11 protein-coding genes are annotated in these 12,402 nt (G+C 71.0%); 3 read left to right on the top strand and 8 right to left on the bottom strand.

What is annotated here, in order from left to right; genetic code table 11:
* Nucleotides 1–71: 71 nt before the first annotated feature.
* Genes GA0070619_RS28440 through GA0070619_RS28430 form a run of 3 tightly spaced genes read left to right on the top strand, consistent with a single transcriptional unit; the run spans nucleotide 72 to nucleotide 2,630 of the window.
* The gene (locus GA0070619_RS28440; protein WP_414855647.1) at nucleotides 72–1,694 is read left to right on the top strand and encodes a class E sortase; all 1,623 of its coding nucleotides are present in this window, start codon (nucleotides 72–74) and stop codon (nucleotides 1,692–1,694) included.
* A 4-nt stretch (nucleotides 1,695–1,698) separates the two neighbouring features.
* The gene (locus GA0070619_RS28435) at nucleotides 1,699–1,977 is read left to right on the top strand and encodes a hypothetical protein (RefSeq protein ID WP_088950858.1); all 279 of its coding nucleotides are present in this window, start codon (nucleotides 1,699–1,701) and stop codon (nucleotides 1,975–1,977) included.
* Nucleotides 1,978–1,979: 2 nt separating this feature from the next.
* Nucleotides 1,980–2,630 (top strand): aminodeoxychorismate/anthranilate synthase component II, encoded by a 651-nt coding sequence (locus GA0070619_RS28430; RefSeq protein ID WP_088952112.1) that lies wholly within the window; start codon nucleotides 1,980–1,982, stop codon nucleotides 2,628–2,630.
* Nucleotides 2,631–2,651: 21 nt separating this feature from the next.
* Here GA0070619_RS28430 and GA0070619_RS28425 read toward each other — a convergent pair whose 3' ends face one another.
* The 8 genes from GA0070619_RS28425 to GA0070619_RS28390 are packed head-to-tail and all read right to left on the bottom strand — an operon-like array spanning nucleotide 2,652 to nucleotide 12,365.
* Nucleotides 2,652–3,341 (bottom strand): SanA/YdcF family protein, encoded by a 690-nt coding sequence (locus GA0070619_RS28425; protein ID WP_088950857.1) that lies wholly within the window; start codon nucleotides 3,339–3,341, stop codon nucleotides 2,652–2,654.
* Between the two features lie 28 nt (nucleotides 3,342–3,369).
* Nucleotides 3,370–5,187, bottom strand: a complete 1,818-nt coding sequence (gene pknB / locus GA0070619_RS28420) for a Stk1 family PASTA domain-containing Ser/Thr kinase (RefSeq protein WP_088950856.1) — start codon at nucleotides 5,185–5,187, stop codon at nucleotides 3,370–3,372.
* Nucleotides 5,184–6,596 carry a serine/threonine-protein kinase gene (locus GA0070619_RS28415; RefSeq protein WP_088950855.1) on the bottom strand — a complete coding sequence of 471 codons (1,413 nt, stop codon included), beginning with the start codon at nucleotides 6,594–6,596 and terminating at the stop codon, nucleotides 5,184–5,186. The genes pknB and GA0070619_RS28415 overlap by 4 nt, the downstream gene beginning before the upstream one ends.
* On the bottom strand, nucleotides 6,596–8,101 hold the full coding sequence (locus tag GA0070619_RS28410; RefSeq protein ID WP_088950854.1) for a peptidoglycan D,D-transpeptidase FtsI family protein: 1,506 nt from the start codon (nucleotides 8,099–8,101) through the stop codon (nucleotides 6,596–6,598). The genes GA0070619_RS28415 and GA0070619_RS28410 overlap by 1 nt, the downstream gene beginning before the upstream one ends.
* Nucleotides 8,098–9,588, bottom strand: a complete 1,491-nt coding sequence (locus GA0070619_RS28405; RefSeq protein ID WP_088950853.1) for an FtsW/RodA/SpoVE family cell cycle protein — start codon at nucleotides 9,586–9,588, stop codon at nucleotides 8,098–8,100. The genes GA0070619_RS28410 and GA0070619_RS28405 overlap by 4 nt, the downstream gene beginning before the upstream one ends.
* Nucleotides 9,589–9,618: 30 nt before the next feature.
* Complete coding sequence (locus GA0070619_RS28400) at nucleotides 9,619–11,088, bottom strand: PP2C family protein-serine/threonine phosphatase (protein WP_088950852.1); 1,470 nt, start codon at nucleotides 11,086–11,088, stop codon at nucleotides 9,619–9,621.
* Entirely contained in the window at nucleotides 11,085–11,570 is a 486-nt protein-coding gene (locus GA0070619_RS28395; RefSeq protein WP_088950851.1) for an FHA domain-containing protein FhaB/FipA, read from the bottom strand. The genes GA0070619_RS28400 and GA0070619_RS28395 overlap by 4 nt, the downstream gene beginning before the upstream one ends.
* 6 nt (nucleotides 11,571–11,576) lie before the next feature.
* The gene (locus GA0070619_RS28390; RefSeq protein ID WP_007454122.1) at nucleotides 11,577–12,365 is read right to left on the bottom strand and encodes an FhaA domain-containing protein; all 789 of its coding nucleotides are present in this window, start codon (nucleotides 12,363–12,365) and stop codon (nucleotides 11,577–11,579) included.
* Nucleotides 12,366–12,402 lie beyond the last annotated feature (37 nt).

The following is a 12,402-nucleotide window of genomic DNA, read 5'->3' as shown; positions in this document are numbered from 1 at the left end:
CCCGCGTCACCGAACCTCCCCGCGTCACCGAACCTCCCCGCGTCACCGAACCTCCCCGCACCCCGGAGCCGCTGCGCGCCGCCGAGCCTCCTCGGGACGACCGGCCTGCTGTGCCCCCGCCTGGCCGCACCGACAATCCCGGACGTGTCGACCATCCGGGACGACCGGGCGCCAGCCGACCCGGCCCGGCCCCGGGTCGCCCAGGTGTCGAAGCGCCTCCGCCCTGGCCGGGCAACACGGCGCACAGGCCGAGCCCGCACGGTGCAGCCGGCCTGCCCCCTTCGGCGCCCGCCGGCCCACCGCCGACCCCGACCAACCAGGGCCCCGTTCGACCCGCTGCCCCCGGCAACGTCCCGACCCGACCTTCCTGGCCCAGTGCCTCGTCCACGCGACCGGCCGGAGCCGCCTCGACCCCGCCACCGGCGACCGGCGACCGGCCAGGTGCGGCCCCGACCAGCCCGGGCGCTGCCGGCGGGATGCCGACCCACCCGACCTCGGGCACGCCGGGCCGGCCTGCCCCGTCCGGCCCCTCGACCCCGCCGGTTGCCGACTCGCCGACCGCGTTCATACCCCAGGTCCCCGCCCGGCCCGCACGCCCCACCGGCTCGCCGGCCGCGCCGATCTCACCGGCCGCCCCCGACCGCGTGTCGGCAGTCGGGCAGGACAACTTCTTCCCGGCCGGCCCGGGCCGTGTCCCGCCGGCCGCGCCGGGTCGGGTCCCTCCGGCCGGGCCGGGTCGAGTCCCGCCGGCCGCGCCGGATCGCGCCGTCGACCCGGGCGCCACGGCGTTGATTCCGACCGTGCCCGCCACCCCCGCAGCCCGGCCGCCTGCCATGGACTCGACGGCGCTGATGGGTGCCGTGCCCCGCGCCTCGGTCCCCGACGATCAGATCGGTGGCGGCGACAACCCCGCCGAGCCTCCTCGACCCCGGCGCGGCGAACGGGTCATCCAACTCCGGCCACACCAGACCGGCGAGGGCTACAAGAGCGTCTACTCCGAGCTGACCCGGCCGTCGCTCGGCTCCCGGATCCGCACCGGCATCCGCGTCACCGGCGAGGTCCTGATCACCTTCGGGCTGGTCGTGCTGCTCTTCGCCGGCTACGAGGTCTGGGGCAAATCGGCCATCGTCGACGCCCACCAGAACGACCTCAACAGCCAACTCGCGCAGGAGTGGGGCCCGACCGACGACCCGACAGTGGCTCCATCGGTCGGCCCGAGCGTCAAACCGTCGCCACCGGTACGCGGCAAGCCGCTCGCGGGCCTCTACATCCCCAAGCTCGACAAGAACTGGGTCGTCGTCGAGGGCGTCACCCAACAGGACATCCGCTACGCCCCGGGCCACTACCCGGCCAGTGCGCTACCCGGCCAGGTGGGCAACTTCTCCGTCGCCGGCCACCGCAACCGGGCCACCTTCTGGCGACTGGACGAGCTCGACGACGGCGACGCGATCGTCGTCGAGAGCAAGACCGACTGGTACGTCTACCGGGTGTCGCAGTCCCGGATCGTCCGACCGACACAGGTGGAAGTGGTGGCACCGGTGCCCGGCGATCCGGACAAGAAGCCGACCAAGCGGATGCTCACCCTGACCACGTGCAACCCGAAGTTCGACAACTACCAGCGCCTGATCATCCACGCCGAACTGGACCGCACCCAACCCAAGTCAGCGGGTCGCCCGGCGGAGCTGGGAGGCTGATCCGATGTACGCGTTCATCTGGCGCAAGCTGCCCTTCGGCCTGGTCGGAAAGCTGACCGGCTCGGTGCTCCTGGTGGCCGCCACAGTGGCCCTGCTCTGGTATGTCGCCTTCCCGTGGGCTGAGCCCCTGCTGCCCTTCGACGACGTGCAGGTCGAGTCCGGCGTTCCCGCGGAGTCGGGCGACAACGCCCCGGTGACCGGTGACACGCCGGCCGGTGACGAGCACGAGCTGCCGTACGACACCGACCAGAACAACCCCGTGCCGTCCTCCCCGAGCAGGTGACCATGCGGGTTTTGGTGATCGACAACTACGACTCGTTCGTCTTCAACCTCGTGCAATACCTCGGCCAGCTCGGCGTGGACTGCGAGGTCCGCCGCAACGACGAGATCGACGTCGCGGAGGTGGGCAGGGTGGGCGCGGACGGCATCCTGCTCTCACCGGGGCCGGGCAGTCCCGACCGCGCCGGCATCTGCCTGGACGTCATCCGGGAGTACGCGGGCGAGCTGCCGATCTTCGGCGTCTGTCTCGGCCACCAGGCGATCGGCGAGGCGTTCGGGGCGACCGTGACCCGCGCCCCCGAGCTGCTGCACGGCAAGACCTCCGAGGTCCGGCATAACTCGGTGGGCGTCCTCGCCGGCCTGCCCGACCCGTTCACCGCCACCCGGTACCACTCACTCGCTGTGCTCCCCGAGACGCTCCCCGACGAGCTGGAGGTGACCGGCTGGACCGGCTCCGGCGTGGTGATGGCGATGCGGCACCGCACGCTGCCCATCGAGGGCGTTCAGTTCCACCCGGAGTCGGTGCTCACCGAGGGTGGCCACCTGATGCTGGCCAACTGGCTGGCCGGTTGCGGTCACCCGGAGGCGCTGGAGCGGGCACCCGCGCTCGCCGCCGAGGTCGACGCCCGTCGACTGGCCGCATTCGCCACCAGCTGAGGCTTCGCCACCCGGGTCGGGTCAGCTCCGTAGCGCGTTCTGGACCGCCGGGTCAGCGGGCGAGCGGACGGCCGGAGCGCGTCCCCGGAGCGCGTCCCACGCCGCCTTGCCACTGGCGAAGTAGTCACGGACCGACTTCTCGGCCAGCAGGGCAGGGCCGCAACCGTCGCACCGGGCGACCACCCCGTCGACATCGAGGCCAAGATGGCGACACAGCGTCACCGCCCGGGACAGGTGGTAGGACTGGGTCACGATCAGTGCCCGCTCGACGCCGTACACCTCGCGGGCCCGGGCGCAACTGTCGTAGGTGTCCAGACCGAACGGGTCGGCCACGACGCGTCGCGGGTCGACACCTCGCTCGGTGAGGTACGACGTCATCACGGCCGGCTCGTCACCTGATGTGCCGCCGCCGTCGCCCGAGACGAGGACGACAGTTGCCCGTCCGCTGGTCACCAGTGCGGCGGCGGTCTCCAGGCGACCGGCGAGCCGATCACCTGGCCGCTGCCGATCGGCCGACACCGCGGTGCCGAGGACGATCACCACGTCGGCGGACGGCGCATCCGCTTCGTCGTGCACGTGGCCGCGCGCGGCAAAGGTCGTCCACAGCCACGGAAGGCTGATGAGGATCAGCACGGCGATGCCCAGGACGACCACCCGGCGGAGGCGACGAAACCGGCCGCTCACCGGCCCGGAGGCTTCGACGTCCGTCATACCGATGACCGAGCCCGAGGGCGTCGGACTAGTCCTCGGGGAGCCGGGTCGGCGGGGGCGGGAACGGCAGACCTATGCCGCCCCCGTTGCCGGGAGTGGTCGGCGTGGCAGACGGCGTACCGGACGGCGTCACGGTAGGCGTCGGGTCGACGACCTTCTCCGGGATGCCGATCTCGATGGTCACGGTCCTGTCCTTCGCCAGCGACGTGCCGGCGTTGGGGCTCTGCTTCTGCACCCGGCCGGCCTGGCTGGCCGGCACCTCGTCGCCGTCCCGGAACTCGACCTTGTAGCCCGCCTCGCGAAGTTCCTGGGCGGCCTCGTCCCGGGTGGAGTTGACCACGTTGGGCACCTTGTTGACGTTGCCCTTCGAGACCTCGACGGTGACCTTGCTGTCCTGCGGGACGGTGGTGCCCGAGGGTGGGGTCAGCTTGAGGACGATGCCCTCCTGCGCGGGATTGTCGACATTCTTCTCGTCGACCTTCAACCCCAGGCCCTCGAGTTGGGTCTTGACGTTGTCGAACTGCGCGTTGATCAGATTCGGTGGAATCTTCACGTCGGGCTTGCCACCGCAGAGCTGGATGGTCACCGTGCTGGCCTGCTTCAGCCGAGTGCCCTGCGGGGGGTCCTGCTTGGCAACGGTGTTCTTCGTGCAGTCGTTGGTGAAGACCGACTCGCCCACCCGCGGTTGGAGGTCGGCGCCGCTGATCGCGGCGACCGCTGCGGCCTGGTCCTTGCCGACCAGGGCCGGCACCGACTTGTTGGCCTTGTCCTGCTGCTGGCTCCAGAGCAGGGCCGCGACCAAGGCGATCACCGCCAGCACGCCGACTGCGCTGAACGTCGCGATCAGCCAGGAGGACGCCTTGCGTTGGCGCGGATCGCCCACTCGTGCCATCTGCCCGGTCTGGGGCCCACCGGCGGGAGCCGGGTAGCCGCCCCGGCCCGCGGCCGGCGCCATCGCCACCGTCTCCGCCTCGGTCATGACCGGGGTGGCCAGCACGGGCCGGCCGGCGGCGGCACGGAGCAGGTCGGCCCGCATCTCGCCAGCACTCTGGTAGCGGTTGAGCGGGTTCTTCGACAGCGCCTTCAGGACGATCGCGTCGATCGCCGGGGTGACATCCGGGTTGATGTCGCTCGGCGTCGGCGGCGTCTCCCGTACGTGCTGGTAGGCGACGCTGACCGGGCTGTCCCCGACGAACGGCGGGTGCCCGCAGACCAGCTCGAAGAGCACACAGCCGGCCGCGTACACGTCGGAGCGGGCGTCGACGGCCTCGCCGCGCGCCTGCTCCGGGGACAGGTACTGCGCCGTGCCGATCACCGCGCTGGTCTGCGTCATGGTGGTCGCACCGCTGGCGAGCGCGCGGGCGATGCCGAAGTCCATCACCTTGACCTGGCCGGTCTGGGTGAGCATCACGTTGCCCGGCTTGATGTCGCGGTGGATGATGCCGTGCCGGTGGCTGAACTCCAGGGCCGCACACATGTCGGCGCAGATCTCCAACGCCCGGCGCGGCTGCAACCGCCCCTCGGCGCCGAGGACCTCCTTCAAGGTCCGCCCGTTGACGAACTCCATCACGATGAACGGCAGTGTCTCGCCGGTCGGCGCGGTCTCCTCGCCGGTGTCGTAGACCGCCACGATCGCCGGGTGGTTGAGCGAGGCGGCGTTCTGCGCCTCCCGACGGAATCGCATCTGGAACGTCGCGTCCCGGGCCAGGTCGGTACGGAGCATCTTGATCGCGACGTCCCGACCGAGCCGGAGGTCGCGACCGCGGTGCACCTCGGCCATGCCGCCGTAGCCGAGCAGCTCGCCGACCTGGTACCTGCCACCGAGCAGGCGGGCCTGCGCTGTCATCGCGTCTGTCGTCCTTCGCTCGTCGTCGTCCCGCCGTAGCCCGGCTGGAGTCGTACCTCCCGACGGTACGACGTTCGGGTCGGATCGTCGCGCCCGTCGAGTCGTAGCGCGCCGGACGTAACGGCACGTGGAGTCATCCCGGCGTGTTCACCGGCCTGCGACTGCTTCCGCAGGTTGTAGGAAATCACGCCGGAGCAGAGTAGGACCAGCACGGCCAGCAGGATGGCCAGAAGGACCATCCCGGGCCGGGACCGGCGGGGACCGGGCGACGGCACCGACGGGCCGGCCTGCCGGACGTACGCCGGTGAGTGTTCCTGGCGGGGCGGTGCCGACGGCACCGAGGCGGCGCCGCGCGGATACCCGTTCGGTGCCATCGGCGGCCGGGCGGGCTGGACTGCCGGCGCGACGGCGGTGGGGCGCGGCTGCTGCTGGGCTGGCGCGACCGCTGTCGACCTCGGCCCGGCGGCCGGTGGGCGGGCGCCTGGTGGGCGCATCTGGTGTGCCTGCGGCACCTGGGCCCGGCCGGGCGCGGCGGGCGATGCCGGCGCCACGGAGACGGGCCCGGAGTTGCCACCGGCTCTGGCCTGCTGGGAGAGCGTGACCTTGAGCTGGCGGGCGACCCCGGCGAGTGCGGCGGCGCTCGGCCACCGGGCGGCCGGGTCCTTGGCCAGCGCCCGTTCCACCACCTGGCGCACCTGCGGCGGGATGTCGGCGGGCAACGGCCGGGGCTTCTCCCGCACGTGCTGCATCGCGATGTCGAGCGGGTTGTCACCCTCGAACGGGCGCCGACCGGCCAGGCACTGGTAGGCGACAACGCCGAGCGCGTACACATCGGATGCCGGGGTCGCCACGCCGCCGGTGGCCTGCTCAGGCGAGATGTACGAGGCGGTGCCGAGCACCGAACCGGCGGCGGTGAGCTGGCCGACCATGTCGGAGCGGGCGATGCCGAAGTCGGTCAGCACCAGCGTGCCGTTCGGCCGGACCAGCAGGTTGCCCGGCTTCACGTCGCGGTGCACGATGCCCTTCTCGTGCGCCGCGTGCAACGCGTCCGCGGCCTGGGCGACGAGGGCCATCGTCCGGGCCGGGGTGAGCCGGCCGACCCGGCTCAGCGTGGACGACAGGGCGTCGCCCTCGACGTACTCCATGACCAGGAACGCGATCTGCTGGTCGTTGCCGAAGTCGTAGACGTCGACCACGCCCGGATGGTTGATGGTGGCCATGGTGCGAGCCTCACCGCGGAACCGCTCGGCGAAGTCCGGGTCGTCGAGCAGCGCGGGCAGCAGGCTCTTGACCGCGACCGTCCGGCCGAGCACCTGGTCGGTGCCGCGCCAGACGTCGCCCATGCCGCCGCTGGCGATCCGCTCGTCGAGACGGTAGCGGTTGCCGAGCTGAACGCCGGGGCTCAGCATCAGCGACCCCCGGGGTCGGCGATGGCGGCCTTCATGACCTGCCCGGCGATCCGGGCCGCCTCGGCGCTGCCGCCGGAGCCGGCCTGCTCCAACATCACGCAGACCGCGGAGACCGGAGTGCCGTTCTTGTCCAGCGCGAAGCCGATGAACCAACCGTGGTCGGGCCGGTCCGGAGCGGACTGCGCGGTGCCGGTCTTGCCACCGACCGTGTAGCCGTTGATCGCGGCCTTCCGCCCGGTGCCGTTCTCGACCACGCTGACCATCATCTCGCGCAGGTCGGTAGCGACCTGCGCGTCGACCGGCTGGCGCAGCTCACGGGCGCTGGCGGTGTAGTAGCTGGTGGTCCGGTCCGGAGCGAGCAACTGCCGCACCAGGTACGGCCGCATCTGGCTGCCGTTGTTGGCGACCGCACCGGCGATCATGGCGCCTTCGAGCGGGGTCATCCGGACGTTGTTCTGGCCGATCGAGGACTGGGCCAGCGCGGCCGGGTCGGTGCTGCCGTCGGGGTTCTGCATGTCCCCGGTCCGGCTGGCCTCCGTGCGCAGGCCCCCCTCGCCGAGCTGACCGACGGTGAGGTCCTCCTGCTCGAAGCCGAACTGCCGGGCCTTCTCCTTGAGGGTCTCGGCACCGAGCCGCACACCGAGCTGGGCGAAACCGGTGTTGCACGACTCGGTGACCGCCTCCATCAGGGTCACCTTCGGCTCCGGGCAGATCGACGCAGCGGCGTTGCGGATCGGGCTGCCCGAGGTGGGCGGGGTCCAGGTGGATCCGGCCGGGATCTGGGTGGTCTTGCTGATCCCGTTCTCCAGCGCTGCCGCAGCGACCACGATCTTGAAGGTGGAGCCCGGCGGCAGCGTCTCGGAGAGCGCGCGGTTCTTCAGCGGGCCGTCCGGGTCCTTTTCCAGCTTGTTGAACGCCGCAGTTGCCTCGCTGCCGTCGTGGCTGGCCAGCGGGTTCGGGTCGAAGCTGGGCATGGAGACCAGCGCCTGAACGGCGCCGGTACGCGGGTCGATGGCGATCACCGCGCCCTTCTTCGCCCCCACCTGGTTGTTGCGCAGTTGGTCGTACGCCGTGTCCTGAGCCCGCTTGGAGAGCGTGAGCAGCACGTTGCCGCCACCGGTGTCGTCGCCGGTGAACATGTCCTTGAACCGGTCGCCGATCAAATTGTCGCTGGTGCCGGCCAGGAAGTCGTTCTCCACGCGCTCGATGCCGGTCTCGGCGAGGTTGACCGGCTTGTAGCCGAGCACGTGTGCGTACTTCGCGCCGCCCGGGTAGGTGCGCTGGAACTTCAGCTTGCCGGTGGTCTCCTTGCTGGTGGCCAGCGCGGTGCCACCAGCCTCGATGTTGCCGCGCTTGCTCTTGTAGTCGGCGACCTGGACCCGACCGTTGTAGTCGCTGGTGCGGTATTCGTCGGCCTTCTGGAACTGAACCCAGTTGAGGTTCGCGAAGAGCAGGCCGAACAGGACCATGACGACAACGCCGACGCGGCGCAGTGGTGCGTTCACGGCTTGATCACCTCCGTGGGAGCACCGTGCAGCTGCTCGGGCCGGCCACCGGTGGGTCGGGCAGCCTTGCTGGTGCTCCCGCCCACCGGCCGGCGGGCTCCGTCGGAGACCCGCAGCAGCACCGCGATGAGCAACCAGTTGGCCATCAACGACGAGCCACCGGCGGACAGGAACGGGGTGGTCTGACCGGTCAGCGGGATGAGCTTGCTGATCCCACCGACGATCACGAAGACCTGGAGGCCGAGGGTGAACGCCAGACCGCCGGCGAGCAGCTTGCCGAACGAGTCCCGGACCGCGAGCGCGGCACGCAACCCTCGCTCCACGATCAGCAGGTAGACGACCAGCAGCGCGGAGAGGCCGAAGAGGCCGAGCTCCTCACCGAGGCCGGCGAAGATGAAGTCGTTCTGCACCTCGGGCAGGATCTCCGGCTGGCCGCCGCCCGGCCCCGCACCGAAGAGCCCGCCCGTGCCAAGGGCGAGCAGCCCCTGGACGAGTTGGTAGCCCTTGTCGGTCGGGTCGGCGAACGGGTCCAGCCAGATCTCGGCACGCACGTAGAAGTTGGCGAACGGCCCGCCGACCGTCGAACCGAGGACGTAGGCGAGATAGGCGCCGCCGAAGAAGAGGACCAGGCCGATCAGCAGCCAGCTGACCCGTTCGGTGGCGATGTAGAGCGTCACCACGAACATGCCGAAGTAGAGCAGCGAGGTGCCCAGGTCCTTCTCGAAGATCAGGACGAGGAGGCTGACCAACCAGACGCCGACCACCGGGCCGAGGTCCCGGCCACGGGGGAAGTCGATGCCGAGGAAGCGTCGACTGGCCAGCGAGAGCACCTCGCGCTTGCGGACCAGGTAGTAGGCGAAGAACACCAGCAGCGCCAGCTTGGCGAACTCACCCGGCTGGATGGAGAAACCGCCCACCCGGACCCACAGCTTCGCACCGTTGATCTCGGAGATGCTCGACGGCAGCACCGCCGGGAGCATCACCAGCACGATGCCGGCCAACCCCAGGGTGTACGCGTACCGGGAGATCGACCGGTGGTCGCGCATCAGGGCGAGCAGCCCGGCTGCGAGGATCACCGAGGCGAGCGTCCACGCGAGCTGCCGCCCCCCGATCCCGGCGAAGATGGCCAGGCTCTCGCGCTCGGGCACCGGGGCGTCGCCGAGGTCGATCCGACGCAGGAAGCCCACCCCGAGCCCGTTGAGCAGGGCCACCGCCGGCAGCAGGGCCGGGTCGGCGAACGGGGCGAGGAACCGGATGACCAGGTGCAACCCGAGGAAGACCGCACCGAGCGCGGCTGCGGGCATCCAGAAATCCGGGGTGACCGTGTCCAGCAGGTTCGCTTCGACGGTCGCCCCGTACGCGGCCACCAGCACCATCGCGAGCAGCAGCAGGGACAGCTCGGCGTTGCGGCGCGACCGCGCCAGGCGTACGCCGGACTGCTCGCCCGCGGTGGCGGGCGAGGGTGCCGGTGTGGCCGCTACGGTCACGGGTGGAGTCCTCTGGATCTCAGCCGACGCTCACTCAGGAGACCGGCAACCGGCCGGGTCGAGCGCCGGTGTGGCCGAATCGGAGGGCGTGACGTCGGGTGTGGTGGTCGGGCCGGTCGCACCGACGGCGTCGGTGGCACCGACGGTCGGGCTTGCGCTGGCAACCCCGTTGGGGGTCACCGACGCATCGGCGCTCGGGCTGCCGTTCGGGGTCGGCGTCGTGCCAGTCGACGGGGGCGTCGGAGTGCCGCCCACCGTGCCGGTCGGGTCGAGGGGACAGAGCGGCTTCAGGTTGGGGTTGCTCGGGGTGTCGCTGGTCAGCTCGGCGAGCTGACGCTCGGCGTCCGGCTCGTTCTTGGCCCGGATGCCGACCTTGACGGTGTCCTGCGCGGCGACCGTGAGGTCGTCCAGTCGGGTGCCGCTGCGCCGGTGCACGGCGGAGAGGTCCATCCCGGCGATCTGACCCTGGACGCCACGGAAGACGGCGACCTGGCCCTCGTCGGTGGCTCCCACGTAGTACTGCCGCTGGGTGTACGTCCAGCCGCCGAAGGCTGCTCCGCCCACGATGATCAGCAGGGCCAGGGCCATGGCTGCGGTCCGCACCGGGCGGCGCTTCGGCCGGTCCGATTCGTCGTCCGATGCTGCCGGCTCCTCCGGCGCGGGCGGGCGCGGCGCGGAGAGCGCCGATGCCCGTGCGGCCGGGGTCGAGTCGTCCGCGGAGGTCGCCATGCCCCGGTCGCGGGCGGCGGCGCCGCCGACGATGGGGGTCGCCTCCACGATGTCCTGATCCGTCGCGTCGGCGATGATCACCGTGATGTTGTCCGGACCGCCGCCGCGCAGCGCGAGCTGCACCAGCCGCTCGACGCACTTCTGCGGGTCGACGTATTCCCGCAGGGTCTCGCCGATGGTTTCGGCGCTGACCACACCCGAGAGGCCGTCGGAGCAGATCAGGTACCGGTCGCCGGGCAGAACCTGGCGCACCGAGTACTCCGGGTCGATGTCCCGGCCGTCCAGCGCTCGGGTGAGCAACGACCGCTGCGGGTGGCTGCTCGCCTCCTCTGCGCTGATCCGGCCTTCGTCGACGAGCATCTGGACGTAGGTGTCGTCCTTGGTGATCTGCGCGAACTCGCCGTTACGCAGCAGGTAGGCCCGCGAGTCACCGATGTGGACCATTCCCAGCTTGCTGCCGGTGAAGAGGGTCGCCGTCAGTGTGGTGCCCATCCCCTCCAACTGCGGGTTGGCGTCCACCGTGTCGCGGAGTTGTTGGTTGGCGGTGCCGACGGCCGAACGCAACGCATCGACGAGGGCGTCCCCCGGGACGTCCTCGTCGAGCGGCGCCATGGCACCGATGACGATGTTGCTGGCGACGTCACCGGCGGCCATACCGCCCATGCCGTCGGCAACGGCGAGTAGCCGCGGCCCGGCGTAGACGGAGTCTTGATTGCCGTCTCGGATCAGACCGCGGTCGCTGTGGGCCGCATAGCGCAGGGTCAGAGTCATGGCCGTAATTCGAGGGAAGTGCGGCCGATCCGGATCGGCACGCCGAGGGGGACGGGGGTTGGTCCGGTGACCTTAGCGCGATCGAGGTACGTGCCGTTAGTCGAGCCAAGGTCCTCGACGTACCACTGCCCGTCACGTGGCACGAGCCGGGCGTGTCGCGCGGAGGCGTAGTCGTCGGTGATGACCAGGGTGGAGTCCTCGGCCCGACCAATGGTGATCTGCGCTTCACCCAGAGTGATCCTGGTGCCGGCCAGTTGCCCGGCCGTCACCACCATCTGGTGCGCCGCCCTGCCCCGTTTCACCTTCGCCGGCTTCGCCCCCTGCCCGGTCGAGGCTCCCACCGCGCGTGGTGCGGCGACCAGACGACCGGACCGGGCGCCCGCGAAGAGATCCCGCCGGATCACGCCGACCACCGTGAACACGAAGATCCACAGCAGGATCAGGAACCCGAACCGGGCAACCGTGATGACCAGTTCCGGCAAGGCGGGTCAGCCGTCCACGCGGAAGGTCAGCGTCGTGGTGCCGAGCTGGACCATGTCACCGGGGTTCAGAGCGACGGCGGAGACCCGCTGCCCGTTGACCATGGTGCCGTTGGTCGACCCCAGATCGGTCAGCACGACCTGGCCCCCGTCGAAATCCAGCCGGGCGTGTCGCCGGGAGATGCCGACGTCGGGCAGGCGCAGGTTGGCCTGGTCGCCGCGACCGATCACCGTCGACCCCATCTGGAGGGGGTAGGTGCGACCGTCGCCGGAGACCAGCCGCACGTTGCGACCGCCACCGTGCCCAGGCGGGGGGCCGTAGCCACCGCCCTGGTCGTACGCGGGGTAGGCGGGCGGGCCGGCGTCGTAGCCGGGTGCCGACACCGGGGCGACCTCGCCGCCGGTGTAGACCTCGGCCGTGACACGGAACATGCCCGTGTCCAGGCCCTCGCCTCGCTCGATCTCGACGATCACGTCGCCGTAGACAGTCCAGGCCTGCTCGCCGATGAACTCCGCCTGCGACTGGGCCAACTCCTGGGCCAGCGCAGCGGCGTACGGCGCCAGCCGACTGTGGTCGAACGGCGAGAGATCGATCACGTAGCGGTTGGGCACCAACGTGCGCCCACCGGCCAGGATCGCCTTGTGCGCCTCGGCCTCCCGCTGCATGGCGTTGAGGATCTCCACGGGGTGGACCACCCCTTTGAAGACCTTGGCAAAGGCCCCTTCGACCAGGCCTTCCAGACGCTTCTCGAAGCGTTGCAGCACGCTCACCGGCTCCTCCTCGGGTCCCGAGGACATGATGGTATCCGGCCGGCGCGCGCGCAGCTCACACGCC

It is taken from the genome of Micromonospora zamorensis, from assembly GCF_900090275.1.
Lineage (GTDB): Bacteria > Actinomycetota > Actinomycetes > Mycobacteriales > Micromonosporaceae > Micromonospora > Micromonospora zamorensis.
The sequence above is the reverse complement of the archived record's forward strand: the minus strand, read 5'-3'. Positions and strand labels throughout refer to the sequence as shown.

Bases quoted from the DNA above. Each gene is read 5' to 3' on its own strand.
- GA0070619_RS28435 (WP_088950858.1), top strand. From the start codon at position 1,699: ATGTACGCGTTCATCTGGCGCAAGCTGCCCTTCGGCCTGGTCGGAAAG.
- GA0070619_RS28400 (WP_088950852.1), bottom strand. From the start codon at position 11,088: ATGACTCTGACCCTGCGCTATGCGGCCCACAGCGACCGCGGTCTGATC.
- GA0070619_RS28425 (WP_088950857.1), bottom strand. From the start codon at position 3,341: ATGACGGACGTCGAAGCCTCCGGGCCGGTGAGCGGCCGGTTTCGTCGC.
- GA0070619_RS28390 (WP_007454122.1), bottom strand. From the start codon at position 12,365: ATGTCCTCGGGACCCGAGGAGGAGCCGGTGAGCGTGCTGCAACGCTTC.
- pknB (WP_088950856.1), bottom strand. From the start codon at position 5,187: ATGACAGCGCAGGCCCGCCTGCTCGGTGGCAGGTACCAGGTCGGCGAG.
- GA0070619_RS28430 (WP_088952112.1), top strand. From the start codon at position 1,980: ATGCGGGTTTTGGTGATCGACAACTACGACTCGTTCGTCTTCAACCTC.
- GA0070619_RS28415 (WP_088950855.1), bottom strand. From the start codon at position 6,596: ATGCTGAGCCCCGGCGTTCAGCTCGGCAACCGCTACCGTCTCGACGAG.